This window comes from Rhodopseudomonas telluris (assembly GCF_042432815.1).
In the GTDB taxonomy this organism is placed as follows: Bacteria; Pseudomonadota; Alphaproteobacteria; order Rhizobiales; family Xanthobacteraceae; genus Rhodopseudomonas; species Rhodopseudomonas telluris.
On the sequence record NZ_JBHLWM010000008.1, the window covers coordinates 141,684 to 164,782 of the forward strand.

Below are 23,099 nucleotides of genomic sequence, written 5' to 3' on the forward strand. Positions count from 1 at the left end.
GGGTCCGCGCTTCTTAGCGGTGCGGCTTGCAAAAGCCAACGGGTCGCACCGCGCCGCCGAGACCTGGTATGTGACGACTGGTCTCTTGCTAGTCGGCGGCGGTCCAGGCGTTACGTATCACCCAGAATACGCGGGAGCTCGGCGATACGAAGGCCGAGCCGTGTCGCGATGTTTCCGCTGCGGACCGATGGACGTCGCTACACGCGGCGCGGGTAATTGTTGGGATTACGTCATCACTCCGACCACCGCGCCCATCAGGCAGGTGGTGAGCGTGCCCGATACGATCGAGCGGAGGCCGAGCGCGGCGATCTCCTCGCGGCGCTGCGGCGCCATAGCGGTGAGGCCGCCGAGCATGATGCCGAGGCTGCCGAAATTGGCGAAGCCGCACATCGCATACAGCATGATCAGCTTGGAGCGCGGATCGAGCGCATCGGTCGGCAGCTTCGACAGTTCGACATAGGCGATCAGCTCGTTGAGCACGGTCTTGATGCCCATCAGCGAGCCGGCGGTGACGGCCTGTTGCCACGGCAGTCCGAGCAGCCAGCATATCGGCGCCATCGCATAGCCGAGCATCCGCTGCAGTGAAATCGGTTCGCCGCCGATATTCGGCAGCACGCCGAGGATGGCGTTGGCGAGATAGACCAGCGCCACCAGCACGATCAGCATCGCGACGATGTTGAGCAGCAGTTCGAGGCCGGCGGCGGTGCCCTTGACGATCGCGTCCATGGTGCTGACCGCGATCCGCTGCGGATCGTCGAGCGCGCCCCCGGTGCTGCGCGACTCCGTCTCTGGCACCATGATCAGGCTGACCAGGATCGCTGCGGGCGCGCCGAGCACCGAGGCGATGACGAAATGCGCGGCGGCGTCGGGCAGGATCGGCGCGAGCAGGGTGGCGTACAGCACCAGCACCGTGCCGGCGATGCCGGCCATGCCGCCGGTCATCACCAGAAACAATTCGCTGCGGGTGAGCTGCGCCAGATACGGCCGGATGAACAGCGGCGCCTCGACCATGCCGAGAAACACATTGGCGGCCGTCGAGAGCCCGACCGCGCCGCCGACGCCGAGCGTACGCTCCAGAATCCACGACATGCCGTGTACGACCGGCGGCAGGATCTTCCAATAGAACAGCAGCGTCGTCAGGACGCTCATCACCAGCACGACGGGCAGCGCCTGGAAGGCCAGGATGAAATCGGCGCCGGGCGCCTTGATGTCGAACGGCACCTGCGCGCCGCCGAGATAGCCGAACGCGAACGAGGTGCCGGCCCGCGTCGCCGCGCCGATCACCCCGACCGCCTCGTTGATCACCCCGAAGGCATGCGCCGCGCCGGGCAATTTCAGCATCAGCGCCGCGGTGGCGAGCGTCACCGCTAGGCCGAGCACGATCTGGCGCAGCGAGACGCGGTCGCGATGTTCGCCGAACGCCCAGGCGAGCATCAGCAGCGCGAAAATTCCAAAGCCTGATTGAAGTTGCAGCATCATTCCCCCGCGCGCATTATGCCGATGCGGCGCACTGAGGCCAGCCTGGATGCGGAGCAGTCCGTACCGACTTTGTGCGCACGCCGCGGCGGCACGCCGGCTCCGCACGCGATGCGGGGCAGACGTGCCGGTACGCTGCTTGACGCTACGCGCTGTGCGCGTCATGGCATGGCCAATGATCCAGCCTCGGCCCCGCGCGTCCGGTCGCGCGACTCCATGAGCACGCTCGCCGCTTCCGACTCGCTGCTGCGGCATCGCCCGTTGATGCTGTATCTCGGGGCGCGGACGTTTTCGCGCTTCGCCAGCCAGATCGCTGCCGTCGCGGTGGGCTGGCAGGTCTACGACATGACCTCGAGCGCCTTCGCGCTCGGCATGATCGGGCTGGTGCAGTTCATCCCCACCGCGGTGCTCGTGTTCGTGGCCGGCCATGCGGTCGATCATTTCGATCGCAAGCGCGTGGTGCAGCTCTGCCAGATCGCCGAAGGACTGACCGCGCTGTTCCTCGCCGTCGGTACGTTCGGCGGCTGGCTGACCGTGACGCAGATCTTCGTGGCGATGACGGTGGTCGGCATCGCCACCTCGTTCGAAAGCCCGGCGGTGGCGGCGCTGCTGCCCTCCGTCGTGCCCGAGGGGACGCTGCAGCGCGCGACCGCGACCTCCACCGGCGTCGCGCAACTGGCGATGATCACCGGCCCGGCGATCGGCGGATTTGCCTATGCGGTGTCGCCGACGCTGCCTTACGCCATCATGGCGGCGTTCTGGCTCGCCGGCAGCCTGCTGATCCCGCTGGTCCAGGTCGCGCGCGCCGCGCCCAAGGTCGAGACGTCGGAGGTCGACGATCTCTACTCCGGCCTGCGCTTCGTCCGCTCCAACCCGGCGATCCTCGGCACCATCTCGCTCGACCTGTTCGCGGTGCTGCTCGGCGGCGCCACCGCGCTGCTGCCGATCTATGCGCGCGACATCCTGCACACCGGACCGTGGGGCCTCGGCGTGCTGCGCGCCGCACCGGCGATCGGGGCGCTGGCGATGACGGTTCTGCTGGCGCGCCACGCCATCACCAGCCGCGTCGGCCTGCGGATGTTCCAGGCCGTGATCGTGTTCGGCATCGCCACCATCGTGTTCGCTCTGTCGTGGTGGCTGTGGCTGTCAGTGGCGGCGCTGGTGATCATGGGCGCGGCCGACACGGTCAGTGTCGTGATCCGGTTCTCTCTGGTGCAGCTCGCCACGCCGGACAACATGCGCGGCCGGGTCGGCGCGGTGAACTTCCTGTTCATCAACGCCTCCAACCAGCTCGGCCAGTTCGAGAGCGGCGTCACCGCGGCGCTGTTCGGCGCGATGCCGGCCGCCGTGCTGGGCGGTGTCGGCACCGTGGCGGTGGCGCTGCTGTGGATGAAGCTGTTCCCGTCGCTGCGCAAGATCGAGCGGCTGGAATAGGCCATCACCGCGCTGACATGACGGTTGTGCTACACAGGCCGACGCGGCGCGGGGCGCCGGGCAGCGGCACGAGCGGATGACCGACCGGCACATCATTGCGACCTATCATGTGAACAGCGACGCGGCGCGGATTTCGGATCGCGCGCTGGCGCTGGCCATCGAGCAAAGCGTCGAATGCCCGCTGGATGCGATCGGTGACCCATGGGTACGCGACGCCATTCTCGGCCGGGTCGTGCAGATCGAGCAGGTCGCAGAGAGCCGCTACGCTGTGCGGATCGCGCTCGCCGCTGCGACCGCGCCGGCGGAGCCGGGGCAACTTCTCAATATGCTGTTCGGCAATGCCTCGATCCAGCCGGATGTCGAACTGGTCGATGCCGAGCTGCCGCGATCCTATAGCGAGGCCTTCGGCGGCCCGCGGCTCGGCATCACGGGGATTCGCGCGATGACCGGCGCGCACGGCCGGGCGCTGGCGGCGTCGGCGCTGAAGCCGCAGGGACTGTCGCCCGACGCACTGGCGACCATCGCCGGTCGGCTGGCGCGCGGCGGCGTCGATCTGATCAAGGACGACCACGGTCTCGCAGATCAAGTCTACAGCCCGTTCGCCCAACGTGTCGGAGCGGTCGGTCGCGCGGTGCGCGACGCCAATGCGGCGAGCGGACGTCGAACGCTGTATGCGCCGCACGTATCCGGCACGTTGGACGACATGCGGCGGCAGCTCGATCTGCTGCGGGCCGAAGGCATCGAGGCGCTGATGCTGATTCCGATGATCGTCGGTCTTGCGAATTTCCAAGCGCTGGTGCGGGAGGCGGAGGGATTGGTGGTGCTGGCGCATCCGGCGATGTCCGGCGCGGCTCGGATTGCACCGCCGCTGCTGCTCGGTAAGCTGTTTCGGCTGCTCGGCGCCGACGCGACCGTGTTTCCGCACGCCGGCGGCCGTTTCGCCTCTACGCCGGAAACGTGCCGGGGGCTGGCGCGGGCTGCGCGGGGCGAATGGGGCGGACTGAAGCCGTGCCTTCCGGTGCCGGCCGGCGGCGTCACGATCGATCGCGTCGCCGAGCTGTTGTCGTTCTATGGTGAAGACGTGATGCTGCTGATCGGCGGCAGCCTGCTCGCGGCCGGCGAGCGGCTGACCGAACAGGCGGCGCTGTTCACGGCGGAGGTCGCTCAGAATGGCAAATAACCAACCGACGTCGCAGCCGCCGCCGGGCGAGCGTCCCGGCGTGCGTGCGCAGACTGCGCCAGGCCGTTGGGACGGTGTGGCGGTGATGCCCTACAAGCAGAGCGCGGACGCGCCGTTTCGAGATGTGACACGGCAGGTGCTGTTCGCCGATTCGAACCTCGCCTGCGAGTGGCGTTACTTCGAGGTCGACGAGGGCGGCTACTCGACGCTGGAGCGGCACGAGCACGTCCATGCGGTGATGATCCACCGCGGCAAGGGGCAGTGCCTGGTCGGCTCAGCGATCAGCGACGTTGCGGCAGGCGACCTCGTCTTCATCCCGCCGATGACATGGCATCAATTCCGCGCCAATCGCGATGACTATCTTGGTTTCCTCTGCGTGGTGAATGCGGCGCGTGACCGGCCGCAGATGCCGCAGCCGGACGATCTCGCCGCATTGCGCCGCGACCCCGAGGTCGCAAGATTCATTCGCATCGGAGCAGAGCCCGCGTAGTTGCGATGGTGTCTCGATGCCGTGGGGCGCGGCATTCTGCGCGGCCCAGGCGGCGGCCGCTCGCAAGCATGAGCTTTTGCCGCGAGCCAAGAGCCATCGTCAGGTCCAGGCAAGCGCGGCGCCTCGCGCCGCGCTTGCCTCTCGACTTGTGACGGGTGAATCCGCCGGTTGACAAGCGGGATTGGACGATCGCGCCGCTCCTCCTTGCGGCAGCGGTCACCGAGATCTCCGGCCCGCGGAAAGTTACTTTCCGACCTGCTGGGCGCTGATGGCGATCTGGACCGCGTAGCGGTTCGCCGGCGCTCCCGGCTCCCACGGCCGCAGATAGTCGAACACCGCCGTAGCTTGACCGGAGGCGACCGGCAGAATCTTGAAGACGTGCTTCCCGGGGGAGCCCGGAGGGCCACCACTGGGGATGGAGCCGCCGTCAGCGACGTTGAACAGCTCCGGATGCTTGCTGGCATCGGGGTTGTACTTCCAGATGTATCCGGTCGAGGGATTCTCCGTCAGCACGACGTGACCGACCCGAAGTTTCAATTGATCACCGGCAAGAGCCGGCGCTGCGAGCAGCGCAACTGCGGTGAGGGCGGTGAGTCCGAGGCATGTAGACTTGCGATTGGAAAGTAATTGCATGGTAGTCTCCATGAGCATTCACGAACACGAATAGTTTAGCTGATCAATGATCGCTCTGGAATTGTGAGTTGTGGACGGTGGGGAGATTCTCTTTCTAGGCGAGCGTCGATTTGAGTCGAATCTGATCGCTCCCCGCGCGGGCGAGCCGGCCACGTTTCGCGCAACACAGCCGATCGCGGTCGGATCTTGGGACGACTATGAGCTGGGGCGGCGGCAACTGGGATCGTGCGCATCCGGCGAGGATTGGGCACGCACTACGCAGAAGAATGCGTGACGGCTTGAGGGTCCGCACGGCCGGCGGTGGCCGGCCGCGCGGCTGTGCGGCGGGACGTCCGTGCCTCAAGCGAGGTCGAGCGGACCGTGGTCGTCGCAGTGGGCACCGTGCGGATGATGCAGCCGGCCGTTGACAAGATAATCGACGTGATCGCCGTGCGGCACCGCCTCGTGACCACAGCCGGGGCCGTGGGTGTGGCCGGCGCAAACGGTATCGGGAGTGCATTGGGCCGGGTTGGTACCGTCCACCGCGATGCGGTGTTCGTCGACGTGATCGCCGTGCATATGATGCAGATGACCGTCGTGCAGATAATCGACGTGTCCGTCATGCTTCACGGCGGTGTGGCCGCAGCTCGGGCCGTGCTTGTGATCGTGGTTGGCGTGGTGGGGTTCGTTGCAGGCGCTCATGATGGGTCTCCGGCGATGAGGCGCGCTCATCTTCCGCACGACACAGCGCAGAGCAATCGAATTTTTCCTCGCCTCGGTACAAACCGGGGCGAGTCTGTCGATTACTACCAGTGTCGGTTGCGAGCGCGGAGTGATCAGAACATCCGCACGATTCGCACGCTCAGCCGCGGCCAACGAACGGCATCTTTGTGGCCATCACCGTCATGAACAACACGTTGGCGTCGAGCGGCAGGCCGGCCATGTAGGCGACTGCATCGCCGACGGCTTTCGCGTCCATCCGCGGTTCGGCGATGGTGCGACCGTCGGGCTGCAGCACGCCCTGCACCATGCGGTCGGTCATCGGCGTCGCCGCGTTGCCGATGTCGATCTGGCCGACCGCGATGTCGTAGGCACGGCCGTCGAGATTGCTGGACTTGGTGAGGCCGGTGATGGCGTGCTTCGTCGAGGTGTAGGCGGCGGAGAACGGCCGCGGCGCGTGCGCCGAGATCGAGCCGTTGTTGATGATGCGGCCGCCGCGCGGGGTCTGATCCTTCATGATGCGGAAGGCGTGCTGCGTGCACAGAAACGGCGCGGTGAGGTTGGTGTCGACCACGGTCTGCCACTGCTGCAGCGACAGATCCTCGAATGGCACCGGCGGCGCGCCCATGCCGGCGTTGTTGAAGAGGAGATCGAGCTGGCCGTAGGTCGCGACCGTCTTGTCGAACAGTGCGGCGATCGAGGCCGGGTCGGCCATGTCAGCCTGGACCGGAAGGCTTTGTCCGATCGCTTCGCCGAGCTTCTGCGTTTCCTGCAGCAGTTCGAGCCGGCGGCCGGCGAGCACCACGGTGAAGCCGGCCTGCATCAACGCCAGCGAGGCGGCGCGGCCGACGCCGGTGCCTGCGCCGGTGACGATTGCGATCTTGGTGGTGGACATGGACGTCTCCCCGGACTTGTTCTGTCGTTACGATGTGGCGCGGATGGTAAAGGCTGTGCGGCCGCGCAACAAGCCGATGCGATCAGCGGTCCGAGACGGCTTCTGCGCCGGCCCTTTGATCCTCTGAGGGGGGCGCGGTCCTGGACGACTTCTGCTGCGCCCGGCTGCGATAGGTCTGAATGGCGTGCCAGGCGCGGTCGGATTGCAGCGCCGCCTTGCCCAGCAGGGTGCGACCGCCGACGAAGGAGGCCAGCGTCACCTGCTGGTTGGCGAAGCGATACTTGTAGTCTTCGTCGCCGCAGAGAAAATCGATGCTGGTGGCGCCGTGATCGACTGCCCACCGAATGTAATCGAACAGCAGGATGTAGCCGGGCGAACTGCGCTCGAAAGTGGCGTCGTAGGTCGTCACATAGGCCATCATCGTGTCGTGCTGCACGAAATTGATGGTGATGGCGACGATCACGCCGTCCCGTTCGAGCACGAACACGTGGAGCAGTTGCTTGTCGGCGAGCACTTGCGCCAGAGCCTGCAGCATCGGCGAGCCTTCGTCGAACAGCGGCGCCACCAGACCATTGCGCGCGCACCAGGCGCGCTTCAGCTCGGCGCAGCGGTTCAGCGCCGGGCCGAGCGGCTCGTCGGGCCCGAGGCGACGGAATTCGACGCTTGCGCCTTCGGAGAGATTTTTCAGGGCACGGCGATAGTTCCGCCGCGCATTGCCGGATTGCGAGTCGAACCAGGCCTGGCCGCTCGTCCACGGGCCGACGACGCGCAGGCTCGTGGCCTGCCGATGGTGCGGATGCAGCGTGAGACCACTCGCGCGGTGGGTGAGCGCAGCCGCGGTTGCGGTCGGCAGCAGATGGCCGAGATAGGCGGCGTCGAAGCCGCCGTCCGCCGTCACATAGTCCCACATCCGCGCGACGACAGCCGGATCGACGCCGGGACGCAGCAGGACGTCGCAATAATCCGAATAGTCCTTTGCGGCCCATTCGAGCACGCGAACGCCGTGCTGCCGGCAGGTCGCGAGCGGCAGCGCCGCGTCGAGCGTGTCGCCGCGCCACGCGAGCACGATGGCCAGCGCGCGTCGCTCAGGATCCGGAACGGCGTGCCACCACGCCGCCACCCAGCCATGGCTTTGAAAAACCAGAGCACCCGCGTGCTCCCACAGCGTCTCCCAGGCGTCGCCGATCTGCTGCAGGCGTTCGCTCGTCCGCACGATCTCCAGGCGTTCGCCGTGCGCTCCTGGAGCGCCGGGCTTGCTCGTCATTTCTCGTCCTTCGTCTTTCGGTCAGCGATGCAAGCCGGGCGCGCGGAGCGCGCCGTCGGCAACTTAACATTCAGGGAGTGGCGTTTGAATTTCCGGAAGGGCTGGAACAGCAGACAGAGTTAACTGCTAGTGCGTCGAGTTGCGACGCAATGGCAGCGTTCTGACAACTTCGGAATCGCGATGAGGTTCTCGGCTCTGCGACTCTTCAGCGCGGCAGCTGCGATCAGGCGCTGCGCCGCTCAGCCGCGGGCGGCGATCGCGCCATCGACCAGCGGGCGGACCATGTAGCTCGCGTCGGTGCCATAGCTTGCGAGCTTGTGGGCGAGGGCCGTGGTCTGTCTTGGAACAAACCCGTGGCGGCGCCAGAACGGCACGGTTCCGCCAACTGCGACCAGCGAGACGTTGTCGCTGATCGCCGCGGCGTGACGCAGCAGGATCGTCAGCACGGCGGCCGTCGCGCCGCTGCCGCGCGCCTGCGGCAGCAGTGCGATGTCGTGGACGTAGTAGGTCGAAGCCGGCGAGGGGATGGTGCCGAGCAGCGCGTTCAGCGCCGGCGGCTCGCCGAGGCGCCAGGGGTGACTGATGATGTAGCCGGTGATCCCCGTGTCGCCACTGTCAGTCTCGCCGAGCACGTGGCAGCCTTGCGGATGCAACGCGAGCCGTTCGTCGAACACGGCGGCGTCTTCCGGGTAGTCGACATGGACCGCGGCGGCGATGGCGTTGACGGCGGGAAGATCGGCGGTGGTCATCGCGCGCCAGAGAGCTGCGGTGGTCGTCATGGCCGACCCATGCCCCCGCGCTCGTCATTCCGGGATGCGCCCGCAGGGCGCAGACCCGGAGTCCATATCCCCTGACGGATGCGGGGGAGCACCGCGGTCAAGAGTGTCATCTCCACGAGAGTCCAGGGACTATGGATTCCGGGTTCGCGCTACGCGCGCCCCGGAATAACGGGGATCGTGCCATCGCGGCGGGTTTACTTCGCATCCTTGTAGGGCGGCCGTGGGATGTTCTTGTGGGCGGCGCGCAGCGCTGCGGACCAGCGCGAGCGGAGGTCGTGGAAATACGGCTCGCCGGCCTCGATGCGGTGGTTGAGGTCGGCGTCGCAGACGTCGGTGCGCACCACCAGCACGTCGATCGGCAGGCCGACGCCGAGATTGGAGCGCATCGTCGAGTCCATCGAGATCAGGCTGGTCTTCAGCGCCTCGTACAACTCGACGTCGTAAGTAATCGCGCGGTCGAGCACCGGCTTGCCGTATTTGTGCTCGCCGATCTGCAGATACGGCGTGTCGATGGTGCATTCGATGAAGTTGCCGGCGGGGTAGATCATGAACAGGCGCATCCGCTCGCCCTTGATCTGGCCGCCGAACAGAAACGACACCTCGTAGTTGATATCTTCGGCCTTGAGCGCCTGTGCCTCGGTGGCGTTGACGTGGCGGATGGCGCGGCCGATCAGCTGCGCCGCCTGAAACATCGTCGGCGCGCCGAGCAGCTTCTCGCGTTCGCCGGTCTCGGGGTTCTCGAGCCCTTCGTTGAGCGTGGACAGCACCGACTGGCTGATCGACAGATTGCCGGCGCTGGCGATCGCCAGGATGCGGTCGCCCGGCTTGTTGAAGACGTGCAGCTTGCGAAAGGTCGAGATGTTGTCGAGCCCGGCATTGGTCCGCGTGTCGGCCACCATCACCAGGCCGTCCTGGACCAAAACTCCGCAGCAATAGGTCATCTCATCCTCGACAGGCTTGTGCTCATGGGAAGCCGGCAGCGTCGCGGCGCGGCGATCCGGCGCGGGGAGAGTAGAGCATTTCACTGCCGAGGGGAAACCGGCGCGCCCCAGCAATTATGCGCAGGTGCACGAAGGTGCGTCGTCGCAGCGCCCGTCGATGTTGGTCGGATGACGCTATTGCGACTGGGACTGCGATTGTGAATGCCGGCCGCCGGCCTGATCGACTTTAACGGCGACGGTCAGCGTCTCGACGCCGCCGCCATAGCGCGTGCCGCGCACCGGCGCGGCGCCGAGATAGTCGAGCCCGATCGCGATGCGGGCATGGGCGTCGGTCGAGCAGATGGCGTTGGCTGGATCGAACCCGACCCATCCGAGCGCCGGCACATAGGCTTCGGCCCAGGCATGGCCGGCCTGCTGATGCACCTGGCCGTCGGCCCGCAGGAAATGACCGGAGACGAAGCGCGCCGGCACCCCGCCGGAGCGGGCGCAGGCAATGAACACGTGCGCGTAGTCCTGACAGACGCCGCGGCGCAGCGTGAACGCTTCGGCCGCCGTCGTGCCCGAATGAGTGGGATCGTCGTCGAACGTCATGTGATCGTTGAGCCGCATCATCAGCGCGTGCAGGAAGCTGATGACGTCGCCTTCGCCGCCCCCGATCTCGCGAGTGAAGGCGGCGATCGCCGTGCTGGGCTCGGTCAGATCGGTCGAGCGCAGAAACAGCTGTGGCGGAAACCGCTCGTCGGTGCCGCGCATCACCCCGCCGGTGTCGGTGGTGTCGATCAGCCCCTCGGCCGTGATGGTGAGATCCTCGGTCGCGCCGATCGTCAGCACATGGGTGATGTTGCCGAAGGCGTCGTAATGCATGTCGAGCTTGGCGTCGGACGAGACGTCGATCTGCCAGTCGGCGACGTATTGGCCGTCATGGCTGCCGGGCGTCATCCGCAGCACCTGGATCACGCCCGACGCGGCGGGCTCGTAGCGATAGGTCGTGGTGTGGGAAATTCGCAGGCGCATGGGTCGGCATTCCGGATCGTCGCGGCGCAAAGCGCGCGGACTATATCAGCTACGGGGGCAGGGGCTTTGCTGGAATCGCCGGGGTGCCCGGATTTTTCGTTTGTCCGCGTGCCGGCCCGCCGAAAACGGGCCGGAAATCGCGCTCAGATCAGATATTGCTTGGCGATGATCTCGCCGAGGCGGCTGTTGTCGGCCAGGAACTCCTGGATGAATTCGTGCACACCGCGCTGGAAGATGTCTTCCATGTCGGAATGCTCGAGCCGGTTGCGGATGCCGCGGGCGTGGCGCTGGGCCGGACCCTGGCGACCATAGGCGACGCCGATCTGGTCGAGATTGCGGACGAGATCGCCATAGCACGAGGCGAGCGAGCGCGGCAGGCTGTCGTTGAGGATCAGCAGATCGGCGATCAGCCACGGCTTCAGCGTCTGGCGATACACCCAATGATAGGCGGTCTGCGCCGACACCGAGCGCAGGATCGACGACCACTGATAGTAATCGAGCGGACCGCCGACGTGCTGCTCCTCGGGCAGCAGCAGATGATATTTGACGTCGAGGATACGCGCGGTGTTGTCGGCGCGTTCGAGATGCACGCCGAGTCGCGAGAACCAGTAGGCGTCGTTGCGCAGCATGGTGCGATAGGCCGAGCCGTCGAACCGCAGCGAGGCCTCCTGCACAAAGCGCAGGAAGCCGTCGAGCTGTTCGCGGGTCTTGGCGCCCTTGCTCCAGGTCTCCTGCAGTTCGATCCAGGTGCTGTTGATCGTCGCCCACATCTCGCCGGTCAGCGCGGTGCGCACGGAGCGCGCGTTCAGCCGCGCCGCCTCGATGCAATTGCGGATCGACGAGGAGTTGGTCGAAGCGAATGCCAGATATTCGACGACGTTGGCTTCGTTGGCCTCGTCATAGTGATTGTAGAAGCTGGCCGCGACCCCGGCGGTGAGCAGCGCGGAGTCCCACTCGTTTCCCTGGCCCGAATAGGTGTTGGGCAGGGCGGTGACACGCAGCGTCGCCTCGATCGTCCGCGCCAGATACTCCGCGCGTTCGACGTAACGGGCGAGCCAGAACAGATTTTCAGCGGTGCGGGACAGCATGGCGATGTCTTCTGGAGCATGTAGTCGACGAAGCAGGATAAGAAGAAGGCGTCATTCCGGGGCGCGCGAAGCGCGAGCCCGGAATCCATAACCACCGCCGGGAGTATGGATTCCGGGCCTGCGCCCAAGAGGGCGCATCTCGGAATGACGAGGGTTTTGGTTGATCCGACCTACTCATCCAGAATCCACGTGTCCTTGGTGCCGCCGCCCTGGCTGGAGTTGACCACCAGCGAGCCCTCCTTCAGCGCCACGCGGGTGAGGCCGCCGGGGACGATGGTGACGCGGTCGCGGCCGGTCAGCACGAATGGGCGCAGATCGACGTGGCGCGGGGCGAGGCCGGCTTCGGTGCAGGTCGGGCAGGTCGAGAGCGCCAGCGTCGGTTGGGCGATGAAGCCTTCCGGCTCGCGCTTGAGCTTGTCGCGGAACGCTTCGATCGTCGCCTTGGTGGCGGCCGGGCCGATCAGCATGCCGTAGCCGCCGGAACCGTGCACTTCCTTGACGACCAATTCGCCGAGGTGATCGAGCACGTAGGCGAGGTCGGCCGGCTCGCGGCAGCGCCAGGTCGGGACGTTCTTCAGGATCGGCTCCTCGCCGAGATAGAACTTCACGATCTCCGGCATATAGCTGTACACCGCCTTGTCGTCGGCGATGCCGGTGCCGACCGCATTGGCCAGCGTGACGTTGCCGGCGCGGTAGGCCGACATCAGTCCGGGGACGCCGAGTGCGGAATCCGGGCGGAAGGTGAGCGGATCGAGGAAGTCGTCGTCGACGCGGCGGTAGATCACGTCGACCCGCTTCAGTCCCTCGGTGGTGCGCATGAACACCTCGTCGTTCTTGACGACGAGATCGCGGCCTTCGACCAGCTCGATGCCGAGCTTGTCGGCGAGGAACGAGTGCTCGTAATACGCCGAGTTGTAGACGCCCGGCGTCATCAGCGCGACGGTCGGTTCCGACGAGGAATGCGTCGGAGCGACCGAGCGTAGCGCGGTCAGCAGCTCGTCCGGATAGCGCTCGACCGGCGCGATGCGATGCCGGGCGAACAGGTCCGGGAATAGCCGCATCATCACTTCGCGGTTTTCCAGCATGTAGGACACGCCGGACGGCGTCCGCGCATTGTCCTCCAGCACATAGAAGTCTTCGTCGTCGACGCGGACCAGATCGATGCCGGCGATGTGGACGTAAACGTCGTGCGGCACCGCCTGGCCGTTCATCTCCGGCCGGAACACGGGATTCTGGAAGATCAGATCGTGCGGGATGATGTCGGCGCGGAGGATGTCGCGGCCGTGATAGATGTCGCGCAGGAACATGTTGAGCGCGCGGACGCGCTGCTTCAGGCCGAGTTCCATCCGCGCCCATTCGGTGCCGGACAGGATGCGCGGGATCACGTCGAACGGGATCAGTCGCTCCTGGGCCTCGGCGTCGCCATAGACCGCGAAGGTGATGCCGATCCGCCGGAACAGCATCTCGGCCTCTTCGCGCCGATGGGCGAGGGCCTCGGGCGGCGTTTCGGCGAGCCAGCGGGATAATTCCTCATAGGCCCGGCGAGGCTCGCCACCCGGGCCGTTCATTTCGTCGAACGCAACTGCCATATCGCCAAATTGATTCCAAAGCTGTTTGCACGAGAGTGCAGCACGGAACACGATGGTAGCAAGGCCCGGGCCAGCACGATATGCAGGGAGTGGACCGATTTCTGCGATCGGTTCAGGATGTTGCCCGAAAAACGGGCGGCGCGCCGCCCATTCAAGTGTCAGCGTGCGCGATCAGGCGGCCGACCATAGGCCGGGAGGGACAAGGGACGTCATGAGTGACATCGTCACGGCGGGTATTCTGGTGATCGGCGACGAGATCCTGTCCGGCCGCACCAAGGACAAGAACATCGGGTTCATCGCCGAATACCTCACAAACATCGCTATCGACCTGCGCGAGGTGCGCGTGGTGGCCGACGACGAGGACGCGATCATCGAGGCCCTCGATGCGCTGCGCAGCCGCTACACCTACGTCTTCACCACCGGCGGCATCGGCCCGACCCATGATGACATCACCGCGGATTGCGTCGCCAAGGCCTTCGGCGTTGCGATTGGTTATCATCCGGACGTGGTGGCGCGGTTCCGCGAGCGCTTTTCGGAAGCCGAACTCAACGAGGCGCGACTGCGGATGGCGCGCATCCCCGAGGGCGCCGAACTGATCCAGAGCGCGACGATCATCGCGCCGGGCTTCAAGATCGGCAATGTCATCGTGATGGCGGGCGTGCCGTCGATCATGCAGGCGATGATGGACATTGTCGCGCCGAAATTGAAGTCCGGAGTGAAGATGCTGTCGGAATCGGTCAAGGCCGACGCCCGCGAGGGCGATATCGGCGGGCCGCTGCGGGCGATCGCGGCGGCGCATCCGGACACGATGATCGGCAGCTATCCGTTCCTCGATGAGGAGCGCAAACCGAATACGAATCTGGTGGTGCGGTCCCGCGATCCGGACAAGCTCCAGCAGGCGATGACTGCGGTGAAACAGATGCTGGCGGAGCTGCACAACAACAAGAACAACTAAGCCGCCAGCGCAACCCGGGAGGGGGCGATGGACAGGGACTCGGTGTTCTGGAAGATTGCGGACGGCCGGATGCCGCCGCCGCCTTGCGCCAGGACGCTCGGCATGACGTTCGGGCGGGTGGATCCCGCCGGCTGCATCGAAGTCACCTTCGAGGCGACGCCGGCGTTTCTCAATCTCGCCGGCCATGTCCAGGGCGGCTTCCTGGCCGCGATGCTGGACGACACCATGGGTCCCGCGCTGGTCGCCACCCTCGATGCCGGGGAATTCGCCCCGACCGTCAATCTTGCCGTGCAATTCCACCGTCCGGCCAAGGTCGGGTCGTTGAAAGGCATTGGCCGCGTGCTATTGCGGGGCCGGGAAGTCTGCCAGCTCAGCGGCGAACTGCTGCAGGACGAGCGGGTGGTCGCCACCGGCATCGCGACCGCGGTGATTCGCAGGATAGGAGCAGACACATGGGCGGCGGGACAGAAGCCGGCGTAGCAGGGCAGCGGCCGTTTCCGGTCTCGTGGGACCAATTCCACCGCGACTGCCGCGCGCTGACCTGGCGGCTGAACGAGGTCGGGCCGTTTCACGCGGTGATCGCCATCACGCGCGGCGGCCTGGTGCCGGCTGCCATCGTGGCCCGCGAGCTCGGCCTGCGGGTGATCGACACCATCTGCGTCGCCAGCTACGCCCACGACAAGCAGGGCGAGCTGCAGGTGCTGAAGGGCGTCTCCGAGCAGACCGCCGCGCTCGGCGGCGGCACCGGCAAGGGGCTGTTGATCGTCGACGACCTGGTCGACACCGGCAAGACCGGCCGCATGGTGCGCGACCTGCTGCCCGACGCCCATTTCGCCACGGTCTACGCCAAGCCCAAGGGCAAGCCGCTGGTCGACACCTTCATCACCGAAGTCTCGCAGGACACCTGGATCTTCTTCCCGTGGGACACCGGATTGACCTTCCAACCGCCGCTGAAAGACGGGGCGGCGTAGCGGGGCAAGGACGCTGGGAAGTGATCATGCCACTGCAGAACCGCGTCACGCCGTTCGGTGCCATCGTCGCGGTAGCGGCGCGTGGGATGTTCACCGGCAATCGCGGCATCATTCATGATCCAGCGACGAAGACGCTGCTGAACCGGCGCTGGTCGAATCCGGCGTGGATCACCTGCGTCTGCGACTTCCGCGGCCGCCGCCGCGCCGTGATGGCGGCGCGGAGCTGGACCGAGCTGTTCTTCCTCGACGAAGCCACCGCGCTCGCGGCCGGGCATCGGCCCTGCTACTACTGCCGCCGCGACGACGCGACCCGCTTCGCCGCGGCGTGGGCGAGGGGCAACGGTTTCGCACGCGTGAGCGCGAAAGCGATCGATGCAGTGCTGCATCGCGAGCGGCTCGACGGCAAAGCCAAGCGGCTGCATCCGCTGCCGTGTGAGGTGAGCGCGTTGCCGGATAGCGCGATGGTGGCGGCGGGCAACGACGGCGCACCTTCAACGGCGGTCACGCAAGGTGTGGCATGGCATCACGCGACATGTTACTTGATCACGGGCGGCCGCCGACTGCGTTGGTCATTCGATGGTTATCAGCCGGTCGACAGCAGGGACATCGAGCGAGCATCGACGACGCTACGCCTGCTCACACCGCCCTCGACGCTGCGAGCGCTCAGCGCCGGCTATCAACCCGTGCTGCATCAGACCGCGGGCACCACCTAACCCCGTCATTCCGGGGCGCGCGCAGCGCGAGCCCGGAATCCATAACCCCTGTGCTCGTAAAGAAGCACAGCGGCGCGGCGTCACGCACTAACACCATCGTCCAGGGAGTATGGATTCCGGGTTCGCGCTGCGCGCGCCCCGGAATGACGGGGAGAGGTTGGTGACGAAAGAGAGGCCGGCGACCGAGGGACGCCGGCCTTGTTGACTTTTTACTTAAACCGCCGCCGCGCCAGCGCTGCCCCGCTTACTTGAACCGCTCCCGCGCCAGCTCCGCGCCGGCGCCGAGCGCGGCCAGCTTGGCTTCGGCAATATCGCGGCGCATCGGGGCCATGCCGCAATTCGTCGTCGCGACGATGTTGCTCTTCGGCACGTACTTCATCACCGCCTCGATGGTGGCGCAGACGTCCTCGGCGGTTTCGACCTCGTCGCTGGCGACGTCGATGACGCCGGCCTGGACGATCTTGCCCTTCAGCAGCGACAGCAGTTCCAGCGGCACCTTCGAGTTGCGGCACTCGACCGCGACCTGCTGGATCGAACTGGCGTCGATCGCCGGGAAGATGTCCTCGTATTGCCGCCACTGATCGCCGAGTGTCTCTTTCCAGTCGGTGTTGGCCTTGATGCCGTAGCCGTAGCAGATGTGCACGGCGGTGGCGCAATTGAGGCCCTGCGCGGCGCACTCCAGCGCCTTGACGCCCCAGTCGGCGGCCTCGCTCATGTAGACGTTGAACGCCGGCTCGTCGAACTGGATCATGTCGATGCCGTCGGCTTCGAGCGCCTTGGCTTCCTCGTTCAAGAGCTCGGCGAAGGCGAACGCCATCTTGACGCGGTCGCCGTAGTAACGGTCCGCGATCGTGTCGATGATGGTCATCGGGCCGGGCAGGGTGAACTTGATCTTGTGAGTGGTATGCGCCCGCGCGATCTGGCCCTCGAAGCCGTGCACCCGGCCCTTCAGCCGCAGCGGCGCGACCACCTGCGGCACCATTGCTTTGTAGCGATCGTTGCGGATGCCCATCTCGACCTTGTGGGCGAAGTCGATGCCTTCGACCGCCTCGAGGAAGCCGTGGACGAAATGCTGCCGCGCCTGCTCGCCTTCGGTGACGATGTCGACGCCGTAATCTTCCTGCAGCTTCAGCGCGAGAATCGTCGCGTCGCGCTTGGCGCGGGCGAGTTCCTCGCCGCTGGATTTCCACGGCGCCCACAGCTTGTTGGGCTCGGCGAGCCATTCGGGCTTCGGCAACGAGCCGGCGATCGTGGTTGGAAACAGCATCGGTCACTCCGGGCTTGAGGGGCGCTCTGTCTGCCATGTCCGCGCCTCGCCGTACAGCCGCGCGCGACCGAGGTGACAAGCCCGCCACAGCCGGGCTAGGATCGGCGCAAACCCGTCAAGAGGACCCGAGGAGCCCGCATGATCGAGCTGTTTTACGCGCCGACCCCGAACGGCTGGAAGATCTCGATCATGCTGGAGGAATGCGGCCTGCCGTACAAGGTGGTGCCGATGCAGCTCGGCCGCGGCGACCAGCACAAGCCGGAGTTTCTCAAGCTCAACCCGAACGGCCGGATGCCGGCAATCGTCGATCACGCGCCGGCGGACGGCGGCGGACCGCTCGGCATCTTCGAGAGCGGCGCGATCCTGATCTATCTGGCGGAGAAGACCGGCAAGTTCATGCCGGCCGCGACCCGGCCGCGGTTCGAGGTGATGCAGTGGGTGATGTGGCAGATGGCCGGGCTCGGGCCGATGCTCGGCCAGAACGGCCACTTCCTGCTCTACGCGCCGGAGAAGATCCCGTACGCGATCGATCGCTACACCCGCGAGGCGAAGCGGCTGTACGGCGTGCTCGACGCGCAGCTCGCCGGCCGCGACGCCATCGCCGGCGACTATTCGATCGCCGACATGGCGTGCTTCCCCTGGATCATGACCCACAAGGCGCAGGGCATTTCGCTCGACGAATTTCCCAACGTGAAGCGCTGGTACGCGCTGCTGCGCGAGCGCCCCAAGCTGCAGGCCGGCCTCGCGCTCGGCAAGGAAGACCGCAAGCCGATGGACGAGCAAGCGCGCAAACTGCTGTTCGGCGTCGACAAGCCGGCGCATGCGGAAGCGGGCGCCGCCGCCGATGCGCAGGGCGTGCAGCAGCAGTGAGGGCGAAGCGAGACATTTGCGTTCGTCATTCCGGGTTCGCGCTGCGCGCGCCCCGGAATGACGAACGAGAGTTTGATCGCTTTACGCGGGATGAGTTCGCCAACAACAGCAACTAACAACAACAGACAGACACGACCAACAACAACAACCAAGAAAAGGAAACGCCGATGCTCGAAGTGTTCTTCGATTGCTCCAGTCCCTGGACCTATCTCGCCTTTCACAACATCCAACCATTGGCGAAGGAGATGGGGGTGGAGATCACCTGGCGGCCGATCCTGGTCGGGGGCATCTTCAACTCGGTCAATCCGAGCGTGTACGAATCGCGCAAGACGCCGGTGCCGCTGAAGGCGCGCTACATGAAGAAGGATCTGGCGGATTGGGCGCGCTCGTCCAATCTGGCGATCAAGATGCCGCCGAGCGTGTTTCCGGTGAACAGCGTCAAGGCGATGCGCGGCTGCCTGTGGCTGCTGCGCGACAAGCCGGACGCGATGGTGCCGTTCGCCACCGCGGTGTTCGAAGCCTATTGGGGCGACGATCAGGACATCTCCAAGGACGAGGTACTGACGGCGATCTGCGCCAGGTGTGGCCTCGATCCGCAGGCGTTCTTTGCCGGCATCGCCGAGCCGGCCATCAAGGATCAGCTCAAGGACAACACCGACGAAGTGATCGCGCGCGGCGGCTTCGGCTCGCCGACGATCTTCGTGGACAAGACCGACATGTATTTTGGCAATGATCGCCTGCCGCTCATCCGCGAGGCGCTGATCCGCAGCAAAGCGGGTGCCGCCTGATGCCGAAGGTTGTGATGTGCCGCGAACTCGGCCCCCCCGAGACGCTGCGGCTGGAAGAGGTCGAGCGCAAGGCCTTGAAGCCGGGCGAGGCGCGGGTCGCGATCCGCGCCGCGGGCATCAACTTCCCCGACATCCTGATGTGCGCCGGCGAGTATCAGCTCAAGCCGGAGCTGCCGTTCATTCCCGGCATGGAAGCGGCCGGCGACGTGATCGAGCTCGGCGAGGGCGTCAACAGCGTCAAGCTCGGTGATCGCGTCATCGTCAAGCTGCGGTTCGGCGCTTACGCGGAAGAAGTGGTGACGGCGGCCTCGCAGCTGACGCCGGCGCCGTCGACCTTCGACTACGCCGAGGCCGCGACTTATCTGGCCGGCCACGGCACCGCGTGGCACGGCTTGGTCGAGCGCGGCCATCTGAAGAAGGGCGAGGTGCTGCTGGTGCATGGCGCCGGCGGCGGCGTCGGCCTTGCCGCGGTCGAGGTCGGCAAGTATCTCGGCGCCACGGTGATCGCGGCGGCCTCGAGCGAGGAGAAGCTCGAGGTGGCCCGCGCGCGCGGCGCCGATCACGGCGTGCTGTACGGCGCCGAGCCGTTCCGCGATGCGGTGAAGCGCATCACCGGCGGCCGTGGCGCCGACGTGGTGTTCGATCCGGTCGGCGGCGAGATCTTCGAAGACAGCGTCCGTTGTATCAACTGGGGCGCGCGGCTGCTGGTGATTGGCTTCACCGGCGGCATCGGGTTGGCACGCACCAATCTGATCCTGATGAAGGGCGCCAGCGTGGTCGGCGTCCGCGCCGGCGAGGCGGTGCGGCGCGATCCCGCGCTCGGCGAGCAGCGCAGCGTCACGCTGCTGGATCTCGCCGAAAAGGGCGTGCTGCGCCCGAATATCTCGCATCGCGTGCCGCTCGTCGAATGGGCCCGCGGCATGCGGCTGCTGATCGACCGCAAGGCGATCGGCCGGGTCGCTTTGATCCCGTAACGCGGAACTGCTCAGCCCGCGCCGGCGAAGATTTCGCTTGGCGCGGGTTCGTCAAATGTGGAATGTGCGCCGCAAAACAACGAGGATCGAATGGGCGCTGAAGTCGAACGCGACGCGTATCTCAAGATGGTCGGCAGCGAGATCGGCGTGTCGGAATGGCACGTGCTCGATCAGAAGCGGATCGACACTTTCGCCGACTGCACCGAGGACTGGCAATTCATCCATGTCGATCCGGAGCGTGCCGCACGCGAGACGCCGTTCGGCTCGACGATCGCCCACGGCTTCCTGACGCTGTCGATGCTGAGCGTGTTCAGCTACGAGGCGATGCCGAAGATCAAGGGCGTCACCATGGGCGTCAATTACGGATTCGACCGGCTGCGCTTCATCTCGCCGGTGAAAGCCGGCATGCGCGTGCGCGGCCGTTTCATGCTGGCCGAAGCGACCTGGCGCAAGCCGGGAGAGCTGCTGTCGCGCACCAGCGTCAATGTCGAGATCGAGGGCGAGAAGCGCTCCGCGCTGGTCGCCGACTGGCTCGGCCTGATCTACTTCGAACAATAATCCGGGGAAGCAAACACATGGCTATCAGGTTCGACGGACGCGTCGCCATCGTCACCGGCGCAGGCAATGGTCTGGGACGCGCGCATGCGCTCGGCCTCGCGGCGCTCGGCGCCAAGGTCGTCGTCAACGATTTCGGCGGCGCGCGGGACGGCACCGGCGGCTCGATGACCGCGGCCGAGACCGTGGTCGAGGAAATCAGGAAGGCCGGCGGCACCGCGATGGCCGACGGCGCCGACGTCTCCAACTACGAGCAGGTCCAGGCGATGGTCGCCAAGGCGACCGAGGAATGGGGCAGCGTCGATCTGCTGGTCGCCAATGCCGGCATTCTGCGCGACAAGTCGTTCGGCAAGATGGAGCTGAGCGATTTCCAGAAGGTGATCGACGTGCATCTGGCCGGCACGTTCTACTGCTGCAAGGCGGTGTGGGACGGCATGAAGGAGCGCAACTACGGCCGCATCGTGCTGACGACCTCGTCGTCGGGCATGTTCGGCAATTTCGGCCAGGCCAATTACGGCGCGGCCAAAGCCGGCATCGTCGGCCTGATGAACGTGCTGGCGCAGGAAGGCCGCAAGACCGACATCCGCGTCAACACCGTGTCGCCGACCGCCGCGACCCGTATGACCGAAGAGCTGCTGCCGCCGCAGGCGCTGCAGCTGATGAAGCCCGAGGCGATCACGCCGGCAGTACTGTTCTTGCTCAGCGAAAACGCGCCCACCCGCACCACGCTCGGCGCCGGCGCCGGCTCGTTCGCGCAGATCAAGATCATCGAGACCGAAGGCATCAACCTGCCGGAGTCCGAATGGACCCCCGACGGAATCGCCGCGCACTTCGCGGAGATCATCGACGACTCCAAGGCCCAGGCGCTGGAAGGCGCCTTCCAGCAGACCCAGAAATACGTCGCCCAGGCGGCTGCGCGGCTCGGCATCAAGATGTGACTCTGGACATCATCCGGGGCGAGCCGCGAGGCGCGCCCCGGAATCCATAACCCCCGCGCGGGGTGTGGAGCACGGTCGTTGAGGCGTCGTGCCTTTAGCGCGACTCCAGGGCGTGTGGATTCCGGGTTCGCGAGCTACGCTCGCGCCCCGGAATGACGGAGGAGAGGGCGGGATCCTCTCCACGACCCGCTCCGGGGCGCGGACGAGAACCCGGAGTCTCTGCGCCGTTCCAGGTTCGTGTATAACGGCCCGATGATTTCCATCGGACATAGCCGCCGTGGCTGACATCCTCGACATCGACGCTGCCGTGATCGGCGCGGGGCCGGCCGGGCTGATCGCGGCCGAGCAACTCGCGCAGGCGGGCGCGCGCGTCGTCGTGTTCGACGGCATGGGCGCGCCGGCGCGGAAGTTTCTGCTGGCGGGGCGCGGCGGACTCAATCTGACGCACAGCGAAGCGCTGCCGGATTTTCTCGCGCGCTATGGCGCCGCGCAGACGCGGCTCGCTCCGGCGATCGAAGCGTTTCCGCCCGATGCGCTGCGTGCCTGGGCCGAGCAACTGGGCCAGCCGACCTTCGTGGGGTCGAGCGGCCGCGTTTTCCCGGTGGCGATGAAAGCCTCGCCGTTGCTACGCGCCTGGCTCCGCCGGCTCGACCAGCAGGGTGTGCAGCTGCGGCTGCGGCATCGCTGGGCCGGCTGGGACGATCAACGCCGTCTGCGTTTCGACACCGCGACCGGTGTCGCCAACATCGCGGCGCGCGCGACGGTGCTGGCGCTCGGCGGCGCCAGCTGGCCGCGGCTCGGCTCGGACGGCGGCTGGGTCCCGCTGCTCGCCGCCAAGGGGATCGCGATCGCACCGCTGCGGCCGGCGAATTGCGGCTTCACCACCGCGTGGTCGGCGCTGTTCGCGGACAAGTATCAGGGCGCGCCTTTGAAGAACGTGGCGCTTGCCTTCGGCGGCGGCGGCGGCGTCGTGCGCGGCGAGGCGGTGATCACACGGGATGGCATCGAGGGCGGCGCGATCTACGCGCTGTCCGCGCCGCTGCGCGATGCTATCCTGGCGACCGGCGAGGCGCGGCTGATGGTTGCGCTGCGGCCCGATCTCAGTGGTGATGAACTCGCGCTGCGGCTCGCCAAGCCGAAGGGCAAGCAGTCGCTGTCGACCTGGCTGCGCAAAACGGCGGGGCTGACGCCGGCCGCAATCGGCCTGCTGCAGGAAACGACGCACGCGGCCGGCCGCGCGTTGGCGTCGCTGTCGCCGGCCGACCTCGCCGCGCTGATCAACGCCGTGCCGCTGCGCCTCACCGGCGTTGCGTCGATCGCCCGCGCGATCGCCAGCGCCGGCGGCATCGCGCTGGGCGAGATCGACGATGATTACATGCTGCGGAAGTTGCCCGGCGTGTTCGCCGCCGGCGAGATGCTCGACTGGGAAGCGCCGACCGGGGGCTATCTGCTGACGGCGTGCTTCGCGACCGGCGTTGCGGCCGGGCGCGGCGCGGCGAAGTATCTGGGGCGATAAATTTCGTCATTGCGAGGAGCGAAGCGAAGCAATCCAGGACGCCATGCTTGGCGCTGCTGGATTGCTTCGC

Annotated in this window: 24 protein-coding genes; 13 read left to right on the forward strand and 11 right to left on the reverse strand. The window is 66.5% G+C overall.

Annotated features, from left to right (window positions below; all coding sequences use genetic code 11):
- Window positions 1-225: 225 nt before the first annotated feature.
- Entirely contained in the window at window positions 226-1,476 is a 1,251-nt protein-coding gene (locus tag ACFFJ6_RS18310; RefSeq protein WP_378390439.1) for a NupC/NupG family nucleoside CNT transporter, read from the reverse strand.
- 216 nt (window positions 1,477-1,692) lie between these two features.
- On the opposite strand from ACFFJ6_RS18310, the gene ACFFJ6_RS18315 reads away from it, so the two are divergent.
- The 3 genes from ACFFJ6_RS18315 to ACFFJ6_RS18325 all read left to right on the forward strand — a co-directional run bounded on the left by ACFFJ6_RS18315 (window position 1,693) and on the right by ACFFJ6_RS18325 (window position 4,580).
- A complete protein-coding gene (locus ACFFJ6_RS18315; RefSeq protein WP_378390441.1) occupies window positions 1,693-2,910 on the forward strand; it encodes an MFS transporter in 1,218 nt (405 codons plus the stop codon).
- Between the two features lie 76 nt (window positions 2,911-2,986).
- Window positions 2,987-4,090: a RuBisCO large subunit C-terminal-like domain-containing protein gene (locus tag ACFFJ6_RS18320; RefSeq protein ID WP_378390443.1), complete on the forward strand. Its 1,104-nt coding sequence runs from the start codon at window positions 2,987-2,989 to the stop codon at window positions 4,088-4,090.
- Window positions 4,080-4,580, forward strand: a complete 501-nt coding sequence (locus ACFFJ6_RS18325; protein WP_378390445.1) for a cupin domain-containing protein — start codon at window positions 4,080-4,082, stop codon at window positions 4,578-4,580. Before ACFFJ6_RS18320 ends, ACFFJ6_RS18325 begins: the two co-directional genes overlap by 11 nt.
- A 243-nt stretch (window positions 4,581-4,823) precedes the next feature.
- On the opposite strand, the gene ACFFJ6_RS18330 is transcribed toward ACFFJ6_RS18325, so the two are convergent.
- From ACFFJ6_RS18330 to ACFFJ6_RS18370, 9 genes are all read right to left on the reverse strand, one after another.
- Window positions 4,824-5,213 (reverse strand): protease inhibitor I42 family protein, encoded by a 390-nt coding sequence (locus tag ACFFJ6_RS18330; RefSeq protein WP_378390447.1) that lies wholly within the window; start codon window positions 5,211-5,213, stop codon window positions 4,824-4,826.
- Window positions 5,214-5,552: 339 nt separating this feature from the next.
- Window positions 5,553-5,894 (reverse strand): hypothetical protein, encoded by a 342-nt coding sequence (locus ACFFJ6_RS18335; protein ID WP_378390449.1) that lies wholly within the window; start codon window positions 5,892-5,894, stop codon window positions 5,553-5,555.
- Window positions 5,895-6,054: 160 nt separating this feature from the next.
- On the reverse strand, window positions 6,055-6,807 hold the full coding sequence (locus ACFFJ6_RS18340; protein ID WP_378390451.1) for an SDR family oxidoreductase: 753 nt from the start codon (window positions 6,805-6,807) through the stop codon (window positions 6,055-6,057).
- An 82-nt stretch (window positions 6,808-6,889) separates the two neighbouring features.
- Window positions 6,890-8,071, reverse strand: a complete 1,182-nt coding sequence (locus ACFFJ6_RS18345; protein WP_378390453.1) for a GNAT family N-acetyltransferase — start codon at window positions 8,069-8,071, stop codon at window positions 6,890-6,892.
- Between the two features lie 239 nt (window positions 8,072-8,310).
- Window positions 8,311-8,850 carry a GNAT family N-acetyltransferase gene (locus ACFFJ6_RS18350; RefSeq protein ID WP_378390455.1) on the reverse strand — a complete coding sequence of 180 codons (540 nt, stop codon included), beginning with the start codon at window positions 8,848-8,850 and terminating at the stop codon, window positions 8,311-8,313.
- Between the two features lie 194 nt (window positions 8,851-9,044).
- Window positions 9,045-9,791 carry a proteasome-type protease gene (locus tag ACFFJ6_RS18355; RefSeq protein ID WP_378390457.1) on the reverse strand — a complete coding sequence of 249 codons (747 nt, stop codon included), beginning with the start codon at window positions 9,789-9,791 and terminating at the stop codon, window positions 9,045-9,047.
- A 174-nt stretch (window positions 9,792-9,965) separates the two neighbouring features.
- On the reverse strand, window positions 9,966-10,805 hold the full coding sequence (locus tag ACFFJ6_RS18360) for a transglutaminase family protein (RefSeq protein WP_378390459.1): 840 nt from the start codon (window positions 10,803-10,805) through the stop codon (window positions 9,966-9,968).
- 143 nt (window positions 10,806-10,948) lie between these two features.
- Complete coding sequence (locus tag ACFFJ6_RS18365; protein WP_378390461.1) at window positions 10,949-11,893, reverse strand: alpha-E domain-containing protein; 945 nt, start codon at window positions 11,891-11,893, stop codon at window positions 10,949-10,951.
- A 170-nt stretch (window positions 11,894-12,063) separates the two neighbouring features.
- A complete protein-coding gene (locus ACFFJ6_RS18370) occupies window positions 12,064-13,482 on the reverse strand; it encodes a circularly permuted type 2 ATP-grasp protein (protein ID WP_378390463.1) in 1,419 nt (472 codons plus the stop codon).
- A gap of 211 nt (window positions 13,483-13,693) precedes the next feature.
- Between ACFFJ6_RS18370 and ACFFJ6_RS18375 the strand changes: the two genes are divergently transcribed.
- Genes ACFFJ6_RS18375 through ACFFJ6_RS18390 form a run of 4 tightly spaced genes read left to right on the forward strand, consistent with a single transcriptional unit; the run spans window position 13,694 to window position 16,121 of the window.
- Window positions 13,694-14,437: a competence/damage-inducible protein A gene (locus tag ACFFJ6_RS18375; protein WP_378390465.1), complete on the forward strand. Its 744-nt coding sequence runs from the start codon at window positions 13,694-13,696 to the stop codon at window positions 14,435-14,437.
- 27 nt (window positions 14,438-14,464) lie between these two features.
- Complete coding sequence (locus ACFFJ6_RS18380; RefSeq protein WP_378390467.1) at window positions 14,465-14,917, forward strand: PaaI family thioesterase; 453 nt, start codon at window positions 14,465-14,467, stop codon at window positions 14,915-14,917.
- On the forward strand, window positions 14,890-15,408 hold the full coding sequence (gpt, locus tag ACFFJ6_RS18385; RefSeq protein WP_378390469.1) for a xanthine phosphoribosyltransferase: 519 nt from the start codon (window positions 14,890-14,892) through the stop codon (window positions 15,406-15,408). Before ACFFJ6_RS18380 ends, gpt begins: the two co-directional genes overlap by 28 nt.
- A 26-nt stretch (window positions 15,409-15,434) precedes the next feature.
- A complete protein-coding gene (locus tag ACFFJ6_RS18390) occupies window positions 15,435-16,121 on the forward strand; it encodes a hypothetical protein (protein ID WP_378392191.1) in 687 nt (228 codons plus the stop codon).
- A gap of 244 nt (window positions 16,122-16,365) precedes the next feature.
- Here the strand turns inward: ACFFJ6_RS18390 and ACFFJ6_RS18395 are convergent, their stop codons facing one another.
- On the reverse strand, window positions 16,366-17,388 hold the full coding sequence (locus ACFFJ6_RS18395; protein ID WP_378390471.1) for a methionine synthase: 1,023 nt from the start codon (window positions 17,386-17,388) through the stop codon (window positions 16,366-16,368).
- Between the two features lie 138 nt (window positions 17,389-17,526).
- Here ACFFJ6_RS18395 and ACFFJ6_RS18400 point away from each other — a divergent pair, with 138 nt between their 5' ends.
- The 6 genes from ACFFJ6_RS18400 (at window position 17,527) to ACFFJ6_RS18425 (ending at window position 23,029) form a co-directional block, all read left to right on the forward strand.
- On the forward strand, window positions 17,527-18,258 hold the full coding sequence (locus tag ACFFJ6_RS18400; protein WP_378390473.1) for a glutathione S-transferase N-terminal domain-containing protein: 732 nt from the start codon (window positions 17,527-17,529) through the stop codon (window positions 18,256-18,258).
- A 167-nt stretch (window positions 18,259-18,425) separates the two neighbouring features.
- The gene (locus ACFFJ6_RS18405) at window positions 18,426-19,046 is read left to right on the forward strand and encodes a 2-hydroxychromene-2-carboxylate isomerase (RefSeq protein ID WP_378390475.1); all 621 of its coding nucleotides are present in this window, start codon (window positions 18,426-18,428) and stop codon (window positions 19,044-19,046) included.
- On the forward strand, window positions 19,046-20,020 hold the full coding sequence (locus tag ACFFJ6_RS18410) for an NADPH:quinone oxidoreductase family protein (RefSeq protein ID WP_378390477.1): 975 nt from the start codon (window positions 19,046-19,048) through the stop codon (window positions 20,018-20,020). The genes ACFFJ6_RS18405 and ACFFJ6_RS18410 overlap by 1 nt, the downstream gene beginning before the upstream one ends.
- A 90-nt stretch (window positions 20,021-20,110) precedes the next feature.
- Entirely contained in the window at window positions 20,111-20,578 is a 468-nt protein-coding gene (locus ACFFJ6_RS18415) for a MaoC family dehydratase (RefSeq protein WP_378390479.1), read from the forward strand.
- Between the two features lie 17 nt (window positions 20,579-20,595).
- Entirely contained in the window at window positions 20,596-21,513 is a 918-nt protein-coding gene (locus tag ACFFJ6_RS18420) for an SDR family NAD(P)-dependent oxidoreductase (RefSeq protein WP_378390481.1), read from the forward strand.
- A 277-nt stretch (window positions 21,514-21,790) separates the two neighbouring features.
- Complete coding sequence (locus ACFFJ6_RS18425; protein WP_378390483.1) at window positions 21,791-23,029, forward strand: BaiN/RdsA family NAD(P)/FAD-dependent oxidoreductase; 1,239 nt, start codon at window positions 21,791-21,793, stop codon at window positions 23,027-23,029.
- Window positions 23,030-23,099 lie beyond the last annotated feature (70 nt).